This window comes from Corynebacterium sp. HMSC074A01 (genome assembly GCF_001831515.1).
In the GTDB taxonomy this organism is placed as follows: domain Bacteria; phylum Actinomycetota; class Actinomycetes; order Mycobacteriales; family Mycobacteriaceae; genus Corynebacterium.
The window spans coordinates 29,313-43,925 of the sequence record NZ_KV825618.1 but is presented as its reverse complement, the minus strand read 5'-3'; the positions used below and the strand labels follow the sequence as shown (position 1 = coordinate 43,925).

Sequence of the window (14,613 nt, the reverse complement as noted above, 5' to 3'; positions counted from 1 at the left end):
CGTCCCCGCAGTCTATACTTTCCACTATGGAAAACATGGATACTGCCGAGGCCCGGGAGGCACTCGCCGCTGTACGCGCAACCGAGGCCCGCGCGACCGCCAGGTCGCAGCGCGTGCCGTGGCTGCGCATCACTGCCGCCAGCGTCTGCTTCGGCGCAGGCATGACGCTCACGCTGCTCGGACACGCGTGGGGGCTACTCGTCCTTCTCGCCGGCATCGCCGGCATCGTATGGATTGAGTTCTCCGCGAAACGCGGAGTACGCACTGCCATGAAGCAGGAGGTGCGCGAGGACCCGAAGCTCAATTGGAAGGCCGCCATCGCCCCGCTGCTCGCCTACCCATTGATGATGCTCGCTCAGACCGCCGGCACCACCGCCGTCATCACCCTCGGCGTCCTCATCACGGTCGGCTTCATCGCCGGGTACGGCCTGACCTGGAGCAAGTACCATGACTAACCCCATCATTCACCCCATCAACCGGCTCAAAATCTGCGCAGCGCTCAACGCCGCCGGCGCCTACGAGGGCGAGGTGCGCTACGAGATGCGCTTCGGCACGCTTCGCGACGCCACGCAGCTTTCCGACGCCACGCTGTCCAAACAACTCACCGCCCTAGAAGAAGCCGGCTATATCACCCGCTTCCGCGAGTACGGCCCCACGAGGCAAAAGGACACAGTGTGGGTCACGCTTACCAGGGAGGGGCGCGCCGCGTTCCTGGCTCATATGGATGCGCTGGAGGCGCTTGCGAAGGGCGAGGCGGGCGTCGAGAAGCAATAGCCCAGGTACCCTGTAAACCATGACTTTTCCAGCCCCCGAAATCGATTCCTATGCCCTGGTGACCGGCGCGTCGCAGGGGATCGGCGAGGCAATGGCACGCGACCTTGCCGCCGCAGGCTACAACCTCATCCTTGTCGCCCGGCGCGAGAACGTGCTGATGAAGCTCGCTCGCAAGCTGAGCGACGCGCACGGCGTCAACGTGGAAGTGTTCGCCGCCGACCTGGCCAAGCAGCGCGACGTTGATGCGCTCATCGCGCACATTGCCACGCGCAAGGTCACGCTGTGCATCAATTCCGCGGGCATCGCCAGCTTCGGCCCGTTCATGCGGCAGGACTGGGAGTACGAGACGAACCAGTTCAACCTCAACGCCACCGCGGTCTTCCGCATCACAAAAGCCGTGCTGGACCAGATGGTGCCGCGTGGCGAGGGTGCGCTGTGCAACGTTGGCTCCGCCGCGGGCAACATCCCCATCCCCAACAACGCGACCTACGTCTTCACCAAGGCCGGGGTCAACGCCTTTACCGAGGCGCTGCACTACGAGCTCAAGGACACCGGCGTACACTGCACGCTGCTCGCCCCGGGTCCGGTGCGCGAGGCGTACGTGCCCGAGGAGGAACAATCCATCGTGGATAAGGTCGTGCCGGACTTTTTGTGGACAACCTACGAGTCCTGCTCGCGCGACACGCTGCGCGCGATGCGCACCAACAAGCGCCGCGTCGTACCTGGCCCGCTGTCCAAGGCGATGGACGTGGTGTCTACCTACGGCCCGCGCGGTGTCATTGCCCCGCTGGTGGGCAGCTTTTACGCAAAGATGGGAGAAGAATAACCGTGGAAATTCAGGCCAAAGACAACCGCATCGTCTGGATCGATCTGGAGATGACGGGCCTGGACCCCAAACGCCACGTAATTGTGGAGGTCGCAGCACTCGTCACTGACGCGGAGCTGAACATCCTCGATGAGGGCCTGGACATTGTCGTCGGCGCAAGCGCGGCGGAGCTTGCCGAGATGGACGACTTTGTCACCAAGATGCACACCGACAACGGGCTGCTCGATGAGATCAAGGCGTCGGCGGTCTCCGTGCGGGAGGCCGAGGACGCGGTGCTTGAGCTGCTGGAAAACCACTGCGATCCGGCACACCCGGCTCCTTTGGCGGGCAACTCCATTGCCACCGACCGCGCTTTCATCCGCGAGCACATGCCCCGCCTGGACGCGGCACTGCACTACCGCATGATCGACGTTTCCACCGTCAAGGAGCTCACGCGCCGCTGGTTCCCCCGCGCCTACTTCAACCAGCCAGATAAGGGCATGGCGCACCGCGCGCTGGCGGACATCGTGGAGTCGATCCGGGAGCTGGACTACTACCGACGCGCCGTGTTCGTGGACACCCCGGGACCGGAAACTGCGGCGGCGGAGCAGGCGAAGCACGACGCTACCGACGCCTACCAGCAGTTTTTGTAAAACATCGTTCGCGTACTAAGGTAGATCCCGCTGCTGAAAACGCAGCGATGGTGGCTGTAGTTCAGCTGGTAGAGCACCAGGTTGTGATCCTGGGTGTCGCGGGTTCGAGTCCCGTCAGCCACCCCGAATAGTACCCCGTAACCTGCACAAACAGGTTACGGGGTACATTGCTTTTTCTGAAAACTTAAACCCCCTTCAGCATTATTGTGTTAGGCTTGCCTAACCGAAGATCCGTGAGTCCCCGCCAGTACACGGCATACGAGAAGTGTTGAAGGACAGTGATAACCATGGCTGCCCAACCTCAAGCAGCAGCACCGAAGCGCAAGCCCCGTAAAGCACATGAGGCAACCGTGACCGGTCGCCGCCAGATTTCTCCCGATCTGGTCCGATTGAGCATGCACTCCCCAGCATTGGTTGGCAAGGAACTCGAGTTCACCGACCACTACATCAAGTTATTGTTCGCACCAGAAGGTGCCGATTACGCTTGGCCGTTTGATGTCGCGCAGATTCGCGAGCAACAGCCGCGCGAGAAACACCCCATCACCCGCACCTACACCCTGATCAACCTGGACCCGGAAACCGGGGACTTCGACGTCGACTTCGTCACCCACGGCGATGCCGGATTGGCCGCCCCTTGGGCACGCGCCGCCGAGGTCGGAGAAAAGCTCGGTTTCCTCGGCCCGGGCGGCGCGTGGAGGCCTACGGCAGTCTACGAGCACTTTGTGCTGGCCGGGGACGAGTCCGCGGCACCAGCCATTAGCGCAGGCTTGAAGCACCTCCCAGCAGGTGCGACGGCGACCGCTTATATCGAGATCGAGGCCGATGATCGTACGTTCGACTTCCCTACCCGCGAGGGCGTGGAGGTCAACTGGGTGGTCCGCAACGGCGCAACCCACGGCACCGAGTTGTCTCGTGCAGTGCGCGAGGCAGGCACCCCGGAGGGAAAGAAAACCAGCTGGTTCATCCACGGTGTCGCAGAAATGATCAAGGAGATGCGCCGCTTCCTCTTCGTTGAGTCTGAGATTCCCCGAGAAGACGTTTCCATCTCCGGCTACTGGCGCCTCGGTATGACTGAAGACCAGTGGCAATCCTCCAAGCGCGAGTTCAACGCTGAGATTGAGGCCGAAGAAGCACGGGCCAAGGCCTAGAGCGCCTCCTCGCCTCGCTCGCCGGTTCGCACTCGGATGACTTCTTCGATGGGGCTGACCCAGATCTTCCCGTCGCCGACGTTCCCCGTCGATGCGGCCTGCAAGATCGCGTCCACGATCTGGTTTACTTGCCACTCGCCCGCCACGACCTCGATCTTGACCTTAGGCACAAACTCTGCCGAGAATTCGGTGCCGCGGTAGATTTCGGTGCGCCCGCGCTGCTGGCCGTAGCCCTGAGCTTCCGTCACGGTCATCCCGCGCACGCCCTCGCGCTCGAGGTTTTCACGAATCGCAGGTAGAGCGTAGACCTGCACCACTGCGGTAATGAGCTTCATCATGATTTACTCCTTTGTTGCCGCTGCCTGCGGCTGCGCTTGCGGGGAAACTGGTTGTGCGGGATCTGGCTGCTGAGGACCTGATTGCTGAATACCTGGGGCGGCCAAGAGTGCCTCCGGCAGCGAGCGCATAAGCGGCTGTGTCTTACCGCCGGCCTCGCTGATGTCGTAGGCGGACTCGCGGTGCTGGGCAAGGTCGATGCCGTCGTGTTCTTCGGCCTCGCTGACTCGCCAGCCGATCGTGGCACCGATCAGTACTGCGAGCAGCAGCGTCACAAGGCCCGAGACGAGCAGCGCCACCAGCGCGATACACACTTGCACTACCAGCAGCTTCAGTCCCTCACCGGCGTGAACGTTGATTATCCCGCGGCCATCTGCGAACAGTGCCAGGCCGACGGTACCCCACAGCCCGGCGCACAGGTGCACGCCGACCACGTCAAGCGAGTCGTCGAAACCGAAGCGGTACTTCAGTCCGATGGCCAAGCAAGCGATGACACCGCCGAGCGCGCCAAGCGGGATGGAGGTCACCGGCGTAAGCGCCCCGGCCGCCGGCGTGATCGTGACCAAGCCAGCGACCGCGCCGGATGCAGCGCCGAGCGAGGTTGCCGCCTTGTCGCGCACGGCTTCGACAGCCATCCAGCCCAGCATTGCGGCAGCGGTAGCCACGGTGGTGTTCATCCACGCCAGGCCTGCCAAGCCATCAGCCGCAAACGCGGAGCCGCCGTTGAACCCGTACCAACCGAACCACAGCAGTGCGGTACCCAGCATCACCATCGGCAGGTTGTGCGGCTTGTCCACTTTCATCGGGAAACCCGTGCGCGCACCGACGTAGAGCGCGAGCACAAGCGCAGCAGCGCCAGCGGAGATGTGCACAACGGTGCCGCCCGCGAAGTCCACGGGTGCGACGCTCGCTTCCTCGCCGGTGGTACCGAAGAGCCACGCGGCAATCGAGTTTTCAGATTCAGAAAGCAGCCCGCCGTCCCACGCCATGTGCGCGATGGGAAAGTACGCGAGGGTGACCCAGCCCGCGACAAAGGCCAACCAAGCCTCGAACTTCACGCGCCCGGCCAGCGCACCGGAGATGATCGCCACTGCGATGATGGCGAAGGTAACCTGGAACCCGATATCCACAATCCGCGGGTAGCCACTAGCCCCTGCGATGAAATCGCCATTAGAGTCCATGATCTCGCCGCGCAGCCCGAAGGTCTGCAGCGGGTTACCAACGATGCCGCCGAGATCGTCTCCCCCGTAGGAGGCCGACCAACCCCACAGCACGTAGATGACGGGGACCACCGCCATCGCGCCAAAAGACATCATCATATTCAGCGCACTTCGACGACCCGACATGCCGCCGTAGAACAGCGCGAGCCCCGGCGTCATCAGCAGTACGAGCGAGGCGCTGATGAGCATCCACCCGGCGTTCCCCGAGGCAGCTAGTAGTTGATCGTGTGTCATTTACCTGCCCTTTTCTATAGCTCGATAGTTACAGGTAGGATTCTATCTATCGGCCTATAGATTTAAAGAAGGGAGAAAAACGGCCCGGTCATCCGGGCCGAATTTGTGAATAAAAAAGACCCCAAGCATCATCAGTGCCTGGAGCCTTTTGCTTCTCGACGCCCCCTTACGCGTTCGGGTCAGCACTCCCACCCGAGCGAGTCTCCCAATCCATATTCCAGTACCCGAGACCATCAGCACCGTTAAGCGTGCCGCCACCGGCGTTTGTCACCGTGACTACATCGCCACGCTTCACGTTTTGCTGGAACCACTGCGCATCCGCGATGGTGGCATTAATGCACCCGTGCGACTGGTTCGTATTGCCCAGCGCCCAGACAGCCCACGGCGCCCCATGCAAGTAAATGCCAGAGTAGGACAGCTGCGTCGCATACGAGACTGGCGTGACGTAGCCACCCTGCCCCAAACCAAGGCCGAAGGTGCGCGAGTCCATTACCAGCGACTCGTGCATGTCCCCCACCACGTAGGTGCCGTTTGGCGTATCAAAGGAACCGTCGGTGCCCAGCGAGATCGGGAACTCCCTCTCCAGTGCGTCATTGCGGTAGAAGCGCAGCATCTTGTCGTTGTTGTCCACCACGGCTTCAACCTTGTCACCGACAGTGAAGCTGTGTTGCACATCCTCCACGCCGTAGATGCCGCCGCCCATGTCCTTGCCGTAGACGTTCGCAGACACGGTCACTTCAGTGCCCGGCTCCCACGTCTCTTTCGGGCGCCAGCGCAGCTCCGTGGCATCGAGCCAGAAGAAGCCGCCCTCCGTATCATTCGAAGTCTCGACATCAATGAGCTCCTCGACGGCCTTCGTGTCCTGAATCGGCACATCAAACTGGAAGGTAATCGCCTGACCGACGCCAACCGTCGCACCGTCAAGCGGACCCATGTACACATTGGTCTGCGCAGCCGGCACCACGGTAGTAAACGTCTTGGTCTTCTCCTGCCCCGCCGTATCGGTTGCTACCACCGTGTAGGTACGCCCATAACCAAGCGGTTCAGTCGTGTGCCACTCGGTTTTCTCATCGTTCATAGCGGCCTTGATGGTCTTCCCCTCTTCGTTGGTCATTACCACCGACTTCAGACCCGCCTCCGAACTGACAGTCACAGGGTCGCCGGGCGCAACGTCCTCGTCACCGTCAGTGAATGAAAACTCCGGAGGCTCCGGCAGCTTTTCAGCCTCTTGCTCCTCGGTGTGCGCAGCACTTTCCAGTGCCTTGCCACCATCCGTGTCCCCGATCGTGCAGGACGCCAACCCCGCCGCCAACGCGCCCACCGTCAACGCACTGGCGATTCGTCGCATCACTGCAGTTTTACGCATGAGCAAATCCTTGCCTCCACAATCCTCGCGCGCCTCCCTGCGCATTTCCGTCCTACACACCCTATCGGCACCGGGGAAGAAAATGCTACTTCAACAAGGCCAAGAAAGATCACAATTTGGACACTAAGAAAACCGGGGATGACCAGGCGATTTCACAGTTGTCACGAGATGGTGTTATTGTTTTCAACGTTGCCGAGAGCAACAGAGAAAAACAAAATACGCGCCATTAGCTCAATTGGCAGAGCAACTGACTCTTAATCAGTGGGTTCGGGGTTCGATTCCCTGATGGCGCACAAACTGGCCAGGTCAGGAAGTGTACTGCACTTTCTGGCCTGGCCCTTTTTTCGTGCACAACCCACAAATTGCCCCATCAATAAACACCATAGGTTGAACACACGGGACACGCCAGGGTTGAGCAACGTGCATGTACCCCCAACTGACTACCAGCTTCTATACTGCCGATTACGGGTTTTTTCCGCGCCTGTCGCGTAAGATTCCTGAGAATACCCGTCACCGAAGCCCCCACAACAGCCTGCACAATCGTCCAAATCAATAGATTGCTCAACAATACCTGAGAATACTGGGCCAACTATTTGCAGAATTATTGAGTTTTTATTAAGGTTATAGACATGAAAACTGCACTCCTGCTCGTCGACGTGCAAAATGACTTCTGCCCCGGCGGGCCGCTTGCGACCGCCCGCGGGGATGAGGCCGCGTCGAAAATTGCCCAGTTCCTCGCCTCCGAGGACAACCGCACCCGTGAGTACGCCTACGTCCTGGCTAGCCAGGACTGGCACATCGATCCGGGCGAGCACTTCTCCGAGACCCCCGATTTCCGCGACACGTGGCCGCCGCACTGCGTCGCCGACACCTTCGGTGCGGAGATTCGAGGCCCCATTGACACCTCCGCCATTGATGTCTTCTTTCGCAAGGGCCAGTACTCGGCCTCCTACTCCGCCTTCGAGGGTGCTGACGCCAACGGCACCTCGCTGGCCGACTGGCTGCGCGCCCACGAGATTGCAGCGCTCGACGTGTGCGGCATCGCAACGGACCACTGCGTCCGCGCGACCGTCCTCGACGCGCTGAAGCAGGGCTGGACGGTGCGCGTGCTGCGCTCGATGGTCGCCCCCGTCGACGACGCCACTGGTGCCCAAGCGCTGCAGGAGATGCTCGACGCCGGTGCGGAACTGGTCTAGGCGCTCGCCAGAATAAAAGAGAAGGCCGTCCACCCGATCATCAGATCCAGGTGGACGGCCTTTACTGTGCGTGCTTAGTCGCGCGAGAGCAGCTTCTGCAGCTCCTTGAGCTCCTTCTTGCGCTTGCGGCCGTTGAGCACCTTGATGCCCACGAGCGCGACGACGGCAGCGCCGATACCGGCGAGCACCTTCTGCACCGTCTCGTCCTGCAGCCACTCAGCGGCGCTCGACTTGGCACCATCCGCCAAGGTTGCCGGGCTGGTGCGGTCGGCGAGCTCGTCGAGGGTAGCGGCCAGCTGGCTGCGGGTGCGGGAGATGTCGCGCTCAATATCGTGAATGTCTCGTGCCACGTTGTACTCCTACGTTTTCGTTGTTCAGCGGTTCTTTCAACAACAGTAGTGTAAAACGGGGAGGTATGACCGATCAGATCAGACTAGAAAAGGGCGACACTGCCCCCGCTTTTACCCTGCCCAACGATAAGGGCGAGCAGGTCTCGCTCGCAGACTTCGCCGGCCAGCGCGTCATCGTCTACTTCTACCCGCGCGCAAACACCCCCGGCTGCACCACCGAGGCGTGCGACTTCACCGAGAAGCTCGACGAGTTTTCCAACGCCAAGGTCACCGTAATCGGCATTAGCCCCGATCCGACCGAGAAGCTGGCTGACTTCCGTGCCAAGCACGACCTTGGCGTCGAGCTCCTCGGCGACGAGTCGAAGGAGACGCTCACCGCCTACGGTGCGTTCGGCGAGAAGAAGATGTACGGCAAGGTCACCCAGGGCGTCATTCGCTCGACCTTCCTGGTGGACGTGGATGCCGACGGCGTCGGCACGATCGCCCAGTGCCAGTACAATGTGCGCGCTTCCGGCCACGTCGGCCGCATCCTGCGCGACTGGGATCTCTAGGGCCCTTTTGCTTATCGACGGCACGCCGCCCCATAATGGTCATATCAGTGAACCGAGGGCGGTGTTCCCCGCCGAGACGAAGAAGCAAGTGAGGCCACATGACTTCCCCGAACGATCCAACCCCGAACCCCAGCACGCCCGATAACGCGACGCATCCCTACGAGCCGCAGCCGCAGGTTGAAAACGAGCGTCCCCGCTCCACAGCAGCGCAGTGGGTCACCGTCGGCTTGCTGGCAGCCTTCGGCTTTGGGTTCCTCGGATGGCTGCTGCTCAGCAGCAACGACAGCAATGACGCCGCGCCGGAGACCCCGCAAGCGGCACAGACCACGCAGGTCACCGAAACCGTGGAGACATCCGAGCACCACGCGGCCGAGGACGGGGTAGTTGGCCTGCCCGACACGGAAAACAGCGCGCCAGAAGCCGAAGAGACGGTCCCCGCCGAGTCGCGCGACGCACTGCAGGCAGCCGAGGAGTACCTGGCTGCCCAGCCACTGTCTAAGTCCAACCTGTACAACCAGCTGCGGGACGAGGAGGGCTTCTCCACCGACGCTGCCTCCTACGCCGTCGATACGGTTGAGGCAGATTGGAATGCGCTCGCGCTCCAGGTGGCGCGGCAGATGCACGCGGATGGCACGCCGGAAGAAGAACTACTCGACGCGCTGACCAAAGGCCCGGAGCACTTTACTCGTGCCCAGGCCGAGCACGCGCTCGAAAACCTCTAGCGCGAAGCTTGAGAAGTGGTGCGCCCGGAGAGACTTGAACTCTCACGTCCGAAGACACTGGAACCTAAATCCAGCGCGTCTGCCAATTCCGCCACGGGCGCGCAATGGGAGACATCCTACATGCCAATGGGCCACAATTTGAAACCGACTCCAACTTTAGTTTGGCCACGGGGGCGGCGTTGGTAGACTGTTCAGGTGTGAACGAGCCCCGCGACCCCCAGACCCCCGCACCGGAGAAACGCTCCCGTGTGAAGGTTCGTGCTTGGCACATTCTCTTACTCATCGCCGCGGTGATCACCACGTGCCTGCTGGCGTGGTGGCAGTGGACCCGCTACCAGTCGGGCACCGGCACGTTCCAAAACTTGGGCTACGCCTTGCAGTGGCCCTTCTTCGGCGCATTCTTCGTCTACGCGTACCGGGCCGGTATCCGGATGGAGAACGAGAAGATTGACGCCCTCAACGCCGGTGAGCAAATGGAGCACCTCTACGAGGCGGACTTGGCACGCTACGGCAACGATCCCAGCGCGCCAACGCAGATCGACGAGGACTTTCTTCCCACCCGCCCGCAGATGGACGTCGAGGAATACAACGATCTGCTGACCCCGCGCAGGCGGGGTACCGCCAGCGAACACACCCTAGAGGAGAAGGACGGTCAATGACCCAGCCCCAACCCCAGCCAACCGAGCCGCAGGCACCGAACCGCATTCACCCGGAGCGCCAGCGTCGCGTCAAGCAGGCGCTGAGCCTGTTTTCTATTGCCGCTTGGGTGACCGGCGTGCTCCTTTTGCTGCTGGTGCTGCGGATGACCCTGGAGTACGGCTTCCACATGGACGTGGTCTACCTGGCGTGGGTGGCCAGGGTCCACGGGATCGCCTACATGCTCTTCCTTGTCGCTTCCCTGAACCTGGGGCTCAAGGCACGCTGGCCCGCGAGCACCTGGGTGGTTACGGCGATCTCCGGCGTGGTGCCTTTCCTCTCCTTTGTGGTGGAGGCAAAGCGCCGCAAGGAAGTCACCGCGACGTTCCAGCTATAGCGATTAGTTTTCCTCGTCGGTGGTGCGGGTCAGCACCATCACGCCAATCTTTTCCGCCCGATCATTATCCGGCGTCATGGTGAGCGTATCGCCGTTGACCTGGCCCTTGTACTCCAAATCCCGGCCGCTGAGCGGGTCGGCGAGCTTAAATTCCTCGTCGTCCTGCTCGCAGCGCGCGTCGTTGGTTTCCCCGGTCGGCTCGGTCAGCTCCCAGGAGCAGTCGCCCCCGTCGATGGTAAGCGTGGCCGCCCCGTGGGGCTGGCCCGCCTCGGTCGGGGTCACGTCCCCGGACCAGGCACCGTCCCACTCGGAGGAGGAACCACACCCGACGAGGGTGGCGCTAGCGAACAGAGCACTTGTGCAAAGGGCAATCGTCTTTTTCATGCCCCCACCCTAACCCAGCAGCCGTGTGATGTCCGGGGCCAGCGCACGCAGCGCCTGGCCGCGGTGCGAGCGCGCGTTCTTTTCCTCCGGGGAAAGCTCGGCCGAGGAAAGCGTGGCACCGTTGGCTCGCTGCGGGGCATCGTCCGGGGCAAACAGCGGGTCGTAGCCGAACCCGTTCTGACCTTGCGGGGCGTGCAGAAGCTGCCCGGTCCAGCGGCCCTCCGCGGTGAACTCGTCACCCGCCGGGGTCACGAGCGCGCAGCAGGAGACGAAGGCACAGTCCCGCAGTGCGATGTCTCGCATCTGTGCAAGCAGCAGGCGATTGTTCGCCTCGTCCACGTCCGGGGCATCATGATCCCCCGACCAGCGCGCCGAGAGCACGCCCGGCATGCCATTTAAGGCAACAACGGCGAGCCCGGAGTCATCTGCCACGCACGGCAGGCCGGTGTGGGCGGCCCCGGCGCGCGCCTTGATCAGCGCGTTGTCCTCGAAGGTCAGCCCGTCCTCCTGCGGTTCCGGGTAGGGCTCGACGTCGCGCAAGGAGACGAGCTCAATGCCCTCGATGGAAAGCTCGCGCAGCACTTGCTCGAGCTCGCGGAGCTTGCCGGGGTTGTTCGAGGCGACGAGGACTTTTACCATCCCAGGGCCGCCTTCTGGGCGTCGATAAGCGAGTTGAGCCCCAGCTCAGCCACGTCGAGCATCTCGTTGAGCTCCTTGCGGCCGAAGAGGCCCTGCTCGCCGGTGCCCTGGATCTCCACGAAGTTGCCGCCCTCCTGCATCACCACGTTCAGGTCGACCTCGGCGCGCGAGTCCTCCTCGTACGGCAGGTCCAGGCTCACCCGGCCGTCGACGATGCCGACGGAGACTGCAGCGACCGGTTTGAGCAGCGGCTCGCCCGGCACGACGCCGCGTTCCTTGAGCACCGCGATGGCGTCTGCCAGCGCCACGTATGCGCCGGTAATCGACGCCGTGCGGGTCCCACCGTCGGCCTGCAGCACATCGCAATCCAGCTGGATCGTGTTCTCCCCCAGCTCGGAAAGGTCGACCGCGGCACGCAGGGAGCGGCCAACCAGGCGCGAAATCTCATGCGTGCGGCCCTTCACCTTGCCGCGCATCGACTCGCGCGGCGTGCGGTCGTGCGTGGCCGAGGGCAGCATCGCGTACTCAGCGGTGAGCCACCCCTCACCCGAATCCTTCTTGAAGCGCGGCACGCCCTCCTCCACGGAGGCCGTGCACATGACGCGCGTGTTGCCGAACTCGACGAGCACGCTGCCAGCAGGGTTGGAGGTAAAACCGCGGGTGATGCGCACCGGGCGCATCTGCGTCAAACCGCGGCCATCTGCACGTGTGAAATCAGTCATGGGCACCAGCGTACCCGCACGCTAGAGCTCGAAGACATCGCCGGCTGCGCCGATGACGATCTCCCCGGAAAACTCGGTGCGGGCCGCGGCCAGCGTGTCCTGCACACTCGACCAGGGCTGGATGTGCACGATTACCAGCGTGCGCACGCCCGCCTCGCGGGCAATACGGCCGGCGTCCTGGCCCGACATGTGCATCCCCTCCGGGTTGCCCTCCGCGGAGGCACCCCAGGCGGCCTCGCACAGGAAAAGGTCCGCGCCGCGGGCCGCGTCCACGAGCGAGGGGGTATATGCGCTGTCGCCCGAATAGGTCAGCACCTTGCCGTCGTGCTCCAGGCGCAGCGCATGCGACTCGGCCGCGGGGTGGACGACGTCGAAGGGGGTCAGCGCCACGTCGCCAAGCGTCTCGGTGTGCCCGGCGCGCAGCGGGGAGAAGTCAAAGGTGTCGGCGATATCGTCGACCTGGCCGGGGCCGTCGGCGCTCATTCTGCCCACGTGCTCCGGGGTGTAGCTCGGCCCCAGCATGCGGTGGCGTGTGCTCGCCGGCTTCGTTGGGTGGTAGCGGCGCCACACCAACAGCGAGGCGATGTCGGAGCAGTGGTCGGCGTGCAGGTGGCTGAAGCACACGTGCGCATCGGACGGGTCGAAGTGCTCCTGCATCGCGGCCAGTGCGCCCGGCCCGAAGTCCAGGACGATGTCGCTGTTGCCAGCAACGCTGACAACGTAGGAGGAACCGGGATTCCCGGGGGCGGCGAGGCTCCCGGAACAGCCGAGGATGGTCAACTTCATGGAATCACTGTGCCACGAATCGAGGGGGAATTCTAAACTTCCGGGTATTTTGGCTCATCCGTGCGCCTTCGCGCCCACCGCGTGCACCTGCGGTCCGAGGAAACGTTCCGCAAGCCGATCGAAGATAGCCGGGTCGCCGGTGGAGGCGAACACGCGCTCCGGTGCACGGCCGCCTTCCTGCGGCGCGGGCGCGAGCATGTCGCGCTCGGTGAGTACGCGCAGCACGTCCTTTGAGGTCTCCTCCGCGGAGGAGACCAGCGTGACGTGCTCGCCGATCGCGAGCTGGATCACGCCTGAGAGCAGCGGGTAGTGGGTACACCCGAGCACCAGGGTGTCCACCCCAGCCGCCTGGAGCGGCTCCAAGTATCCCTGCGCCACCCCGAGGATTTGGCGCCCGGAGGTGATGCCACGCTCGACGAACTCCACGAACGCCGGGCACGCCGCGGCGCTGACCTCCAGGTCGGACTTCAGCGAAAAGAGGTCCTGGTACGCGCCCGAGGTAATCGTGCCCTGGGTGCCGATCACCCCAACCTTGTTGTTGCGGGTCGCCGAGATCGCGCGGCGCACCGCCGGCTGGATGACTTCGAGTACCGGGATGTCGTAGCGCTCGCGCGCGTCGTGCAAGAAGGCGGCGGTCGCGGTGTTGCAGGCGATCACGAGCATCTTGCAGCCCTGCTCGACTAGCTCGTCGCCGATGCGCTGGGCGTGGCGGCGGACATCGGCAATCGGCTGCGGGCCGTAGGGGGCATTCGCGGTATCGCCGATGTAGCTGATCGACTCGTAGGGCAGCTGGTCCATTACCGCGCGCGCCACCGTCAGCCCGCCCACGCCGGAGTCAAAAATCCCAATCGGCGCCGAATTGTCCGGACGCATACGTCTTCCTACCTTCCTGCCTGTTTTCGTGCCTGCTTCGCCTCTCGCTTGGCCACCAGCTCCGGCGGGTCGTCGGAGGTGATGAACATGCCCGCGAGCAGACCACCGATCGCGCCGCACAGGTGAGCCTGCCAGCTTACCCCCGGCGTGCCGGGCAGCACGCCCCAGATCAGACCGGAGTAGAAAAACGCCAGGATAAGTCCCAGGAGGATCTGCGGCAGAGAGCGGTTAAAGATGCCGCGCAGCAGCAGGTACGTCAACCACCCATAGATCACGCCGGAGGCACCGATGTGGTTCGTGCCGATCCCGCCGATCAACCAGGTACCCAAGCCGCTGACCAGCATGGCAAACGTCGTGACCTCCCAGAACACGCGCTTGCCCGAGTACCCGATGAGGAAGGCGAAGATCGCGCCTGGAATCGAGTTACCCACGATGTGCTCCAGGTTCGCGTGCAGGAGTGGGGAGGTAAAGATGTGCCAGATTGTCGAAAGGTCGAGAGGCTGGATGCCGAAAACCCACAGCGCGCCGTCGAACACCAGGGCGTTCAAGGCGTACACAACCCAGATCACTGCCAGGTACGTCAACGCGAAACGCCACCCTGTGCGCCGCTGCCGCTTCCGCTTGGCGCTCTTGTCCAGCGGCTGCTGGTGGTAAGAGAAGGCCGGTGGCTGGTTTTCCGGGTGAGAGAAGGGGCGATTGAACGGCTTGCCGTAGCCGGGCTGGCCGGTTTGCCCGTAGCCCCAGCCGTCGGGGTGGTAAGGACTAGATCCGTAAGGGTTGTGAGTCATCGTTGACCCAGTCTAGCGGCGCGCGAGAGAAGC

The 14,613-nt window shown here is 63.1% G+C and carries 20 protein-coding genes and 3 tRNA genes; 12 read left to right on the top strand and 11 right to left on the bottom strand.

The features are described from left to right. Nucleotides 1-26: 26 nt before the first annotated feature. The 6 genes from HMPREF2550_RS05840 (at nt 27) to HMPREF2550_RS05815 (ending at nt 3,380) form a co-directional block, all read left to right on the top strand. A complete protein-coding gene (locus HMPREF2550_RS05840) occupies nt 27-455 on the top strand; it encodes a hypothetical protein (protein ID WP_141760534.1) in 429 nt (142 codons plus the stop codon). Next, a complete protein-coding gene (locus tag HMPREF2550_RS05835; protein WP_070790295.1) occupies nt 448-774 on the top strand; it encodes a transcriptional regulator in 327 nt (108 codons plus the stop codon). The genes HMPREF2550_RS05840 and HMPREF2550_RS05835 overlap by 8 nt, the downstream gene beginning before the upstream one ends. 19 nt (nt 775-793) lie before the next feature. Further along, complete coding sequence (cmrA, locus tag HMPREF2550_RS05830; RefSeq protein WP_070790293.1) at nt 794-1,600, top strand: mycolate reductase; 807 nt, start codon at nt 794-796, stop codon at nt 1,598-1,600. A 2-nt stretch (nt 1,601-1,602) separates the two neighbouring features. Then, nucleotides 1,603-2,232 (top strand): oligoribonuclease, encoded by a 630-nt coding sequence (orn, locus tag HMPREF2550_RS05825; protein ID WP_371441172.1) that lies wholly within the window; start codon nt 1,603-1,605, stop codon nt 2,230-2,232. Nucleotides 2,233-2,282: 50 nt separating this feature from the next. Then, nucleotides 2,283-2,355: transfer RNA gene (locus tag HMPREF2550_RS05820), tRNA-His, on the top strand. 164 nt (nt 2,356-2,519) lie between these two features. Continuing rightward, nucleotides 2,520-3,380 (top strand): siderophore-interacting protein, encoded by an 861-nt coding sequence (locus HMPREF2550_RS05815; protein ID WP_070790291.1) that lies wholly within the window; start codon nt 2,520-2,522, stop codon nt 3,378-3,380. Here HMPREF2550_RS05815 and HMPREF2550_RS05810 read toward each other — a convergent pair. The 3 genes from HMPREF2550_RS05810 to HMPREF2550_RS05800 all read right to left on the bottom strand — a co-directional run bounded on the left by HMPREF2550_RS05810 (nt 3,377) and on the right by HMPREF2550_RS05800 (nt 6,536). Next, nucleotides 3,377-3,715, bottom strand: coding sequence for a P-II family nitrogen regulator (locus HMPREF2550_RS05810; RefSeq protein WP_070790418.1), 339 nt, complete (start codon nt 3,713-3,715; stop codon nt 3,377-3,379). The genes HMPREF2550_RS05815 and HMPREF2550_RS05810 overlap by 4 nt on opposite strands. A 6-nt stretch (nt 3,716-3,721) precedes the next feature. Then, the gene (locus HMPREF2550_RS05805) at nt 3,722-5,170 is read right to left on the bottom strand and encodes an ammonium transporter (protein ID WP_083319800.1); all 1,449 of its coding nucleotides are present in this window, start codon (nt 5,168-5,170) and stop codon (nt 3,722-3,724) included. A 166-nt stretch (nt 5,171-5,336) separates the two neighbouring features. Next, nucleotides 5,337-6,536 (bottom strand): L,D-transpeptidase, encoded by a 1,200-nt coding sequence (locus tag HMPREF2550_RS05800; RefSeq protein ID WP_070790290.1) that lies wholly within the window; start codon nt 6,534-6,536, stop codon nt 5,337-5,339. 220 nt (nt 6,537-6,756) lie between these two features. Between HMPREF2550_RS05800 and HMPREF2550_RS05795 the strand changes: the two genes are divergently transcribed. Both HMPREF2550_RS05795 and HMPREF2550_RS05790 read left to right on the top strand, forming a co-directional pair. After that, nucleotides 6,757-6,829, top strand: a tRNA-Lys gene (locus tag HMPREF2550_RS05795). Nucleotides 6,830-7,165: 336 nt separating this feature from the next. Next, nucleotides 7,166-7,732 carry an isochorismatase family protein gene (locus HMPREF2550_RS05790; RefSeq protein ID WP_070790288.1) on the top strand — a complete coding sequence of 189 codons (567 nt, stop codon included), beginning with the start codon at nt 7,166-7,168 and terminating at the stop codon, nt 7,730-7,732. Between the two features lie 74 nt (nt 7,733-7,806). On the opposite strand, the gene HMPREF2550_RS05785 is transcribed toward HMPREF2550_RS05790, so the two are convergent. Next, nucleotides 7,807-8,082, bottom strand: coding sequence for a DUF3618 domain-containing protein (locus HMPREF2550_RS05785; RefSeq protein WP_070790286.1), 276 nt, complete (start codon nt 8,080-8,082; stop codon nt 7,807-7,809). A 65-nt stretch (nt 8,083-8,147) separates the two neighbouring features. On the opposite strand from HMPREF2550_RS05785, the gene bcp reads away from it, so the two are divergent. After that, complete coding sequence (gene bcp / locus HMPREF2550_RS05780; RefSeq protein WP_070790284.1) at nt 8,148-8,633, top strand: thioredoxin-dependent thiol peroxidase; 486 nt, start codon at nt 8,148-8,150, stop codon at nt 8,631-8,633. 98 nt (nt 8,634-8,731) lie between these two features. Continuing rightward, complete coding sequence (locus HMPREF2550_RS05775; protein ID WP_070790282.1) at nt 8,732-9,355, top strand: Ltp family lipoprotein; 624 nt, start codon at nt 8,732-8,734, stop codon at nt 9,353-9,355. A 16-nt stretch (nt 9,356-9,371) separates the two neighbouring features. Here the strand turns inward: HMPREF2550_RS05775 and HMPREF2550_RS05770 are convergent. Then, a tRNA-Leu gene (locus HMPREF2550_RS05770) sits at nt 9,372-9,456 on the bottom strand. 96 nt (nt 9,457-9,552) lie between these two features. Here HMPREF2550_RS05770 and HMPREF2550_RS05765 point away from each other — a divergent pair. Together HMPREF2550_RS05765 and HMPREF2550_RS05760 are read left to right on the top strand one after the other, a co-directional pair. After that, on the top strand, nt 9,553-10,014 hold the full coding sequence (locus tag HMPREF2550_RS05765) for a hypothetical protein (protein ID WP_070790417.1): 462 nt from the start codon (nt 9,553-9,555) through the stop codon (nt 10,012-10,014). Then, nucleotides 10,011-10,388 (top strand): DUF3817 domain-containing protein, encoded by a 378-nt coding sequence (locus HMPREF2550_RS05760; RefSeq protein WP_070790280.1) that lies wholly within the window; start codon nt 10,011-10,013, stop codon nt 10,386-10,388. Before HMPREF2550_RS05765 ends, HMPREF2550_RS05760 begins: the two co-directional genes overlap by 4 nt. Before the next feature lie 3 nt (nt 10,389-10,391). On the opposite strand, the gene HMPREF2550_RS05755 is transcribed toward HMPREF2550_RS05760, so the two are convergent. The 6 genes from HMPREF2550_RS05755 to HMPREF2550_RS05730 are packed head-to-tail and all read right to left on the bottom strand — an operon-like array spanning nt 10,392 to nt 14,580. Beyond that, nucleotides 10,392-10,772, bottom strand: coding sequence for a hypothetical protein (locus HMPREF2550_RS05755; RefSeq protein ID WP_070790277.1), 381 nt, complete (start codon nt 10,770-10,772; stop codon nt 10,392-10,394). Nucleotides 10,773-10,781: 9 nt separating this feature from the next. Then, on the bottom strand, nt 10,782-11,411 hold the full coding sequence (locus HMPREF2550_RS05750) for a non-canonical purine NTP pyrophosphatase (protein WP_070790276.1): 630 nt from the start codon (nt 11,409-11,411) through the stop codon (nt 10,782-10,784). Beyond that, nucleotides 11,405-12,133 (bottom strand): ribonuclease PH, encoded by a 729-nt coding sequence (gene rph, locus HMPREF2550_RS05745; protein ID WP_070790273.1) that lies wholly within the window; start codon nt 12,131-12,133, stop codon nt 11,405-11,407. Before rph ends, HMPREF2550_RS05750 begins: the two co-directional genes overlap by 7 nt. Nucleotides 12,134-12,154: 21 nt before the next feature. Next, the gene (locus tag HMPREF2550_RS05740; protein ID WP_070790271.1) at nt 12,155-12,919 is read right to left on the bottom strand and encodes an MBL fold metallo-hydrolase; all 765 of its coding nucleotides are present in this window, start codon (nt 12,917-12,919) and stop codon (nt 12,155-12,157) included. Between the two features lie 54 nt (nt 12,920-12,973). Beyond that, nucleotides 12,974-13,792, bottom strand: coding sequence for a glutamate racemase (gene murI / locus HMPREF2550_RS05735; RefSeq protein WP_070790270.1), 819 nt, complete (start codon nt 13,790-13,792; stop codon nt 12,974-12,976). Nucleotides 13,793-13,800: 8 nt separating this feature from the next. After that, nucleotides 13,801-14,580 (bottom strand): rhomboid family intramembrane serine protease, encoded by a 780-nt coding sequence (locus HMPREF2550_RS05730; RefSeq protein WP_083319799.1) that lies wholly within the window; start codon nt 14,578-14,580, stop codon nt 13,801-13,803. Nucleotides 14,581-14,613 lie beyond the last annotated feature (33 nt).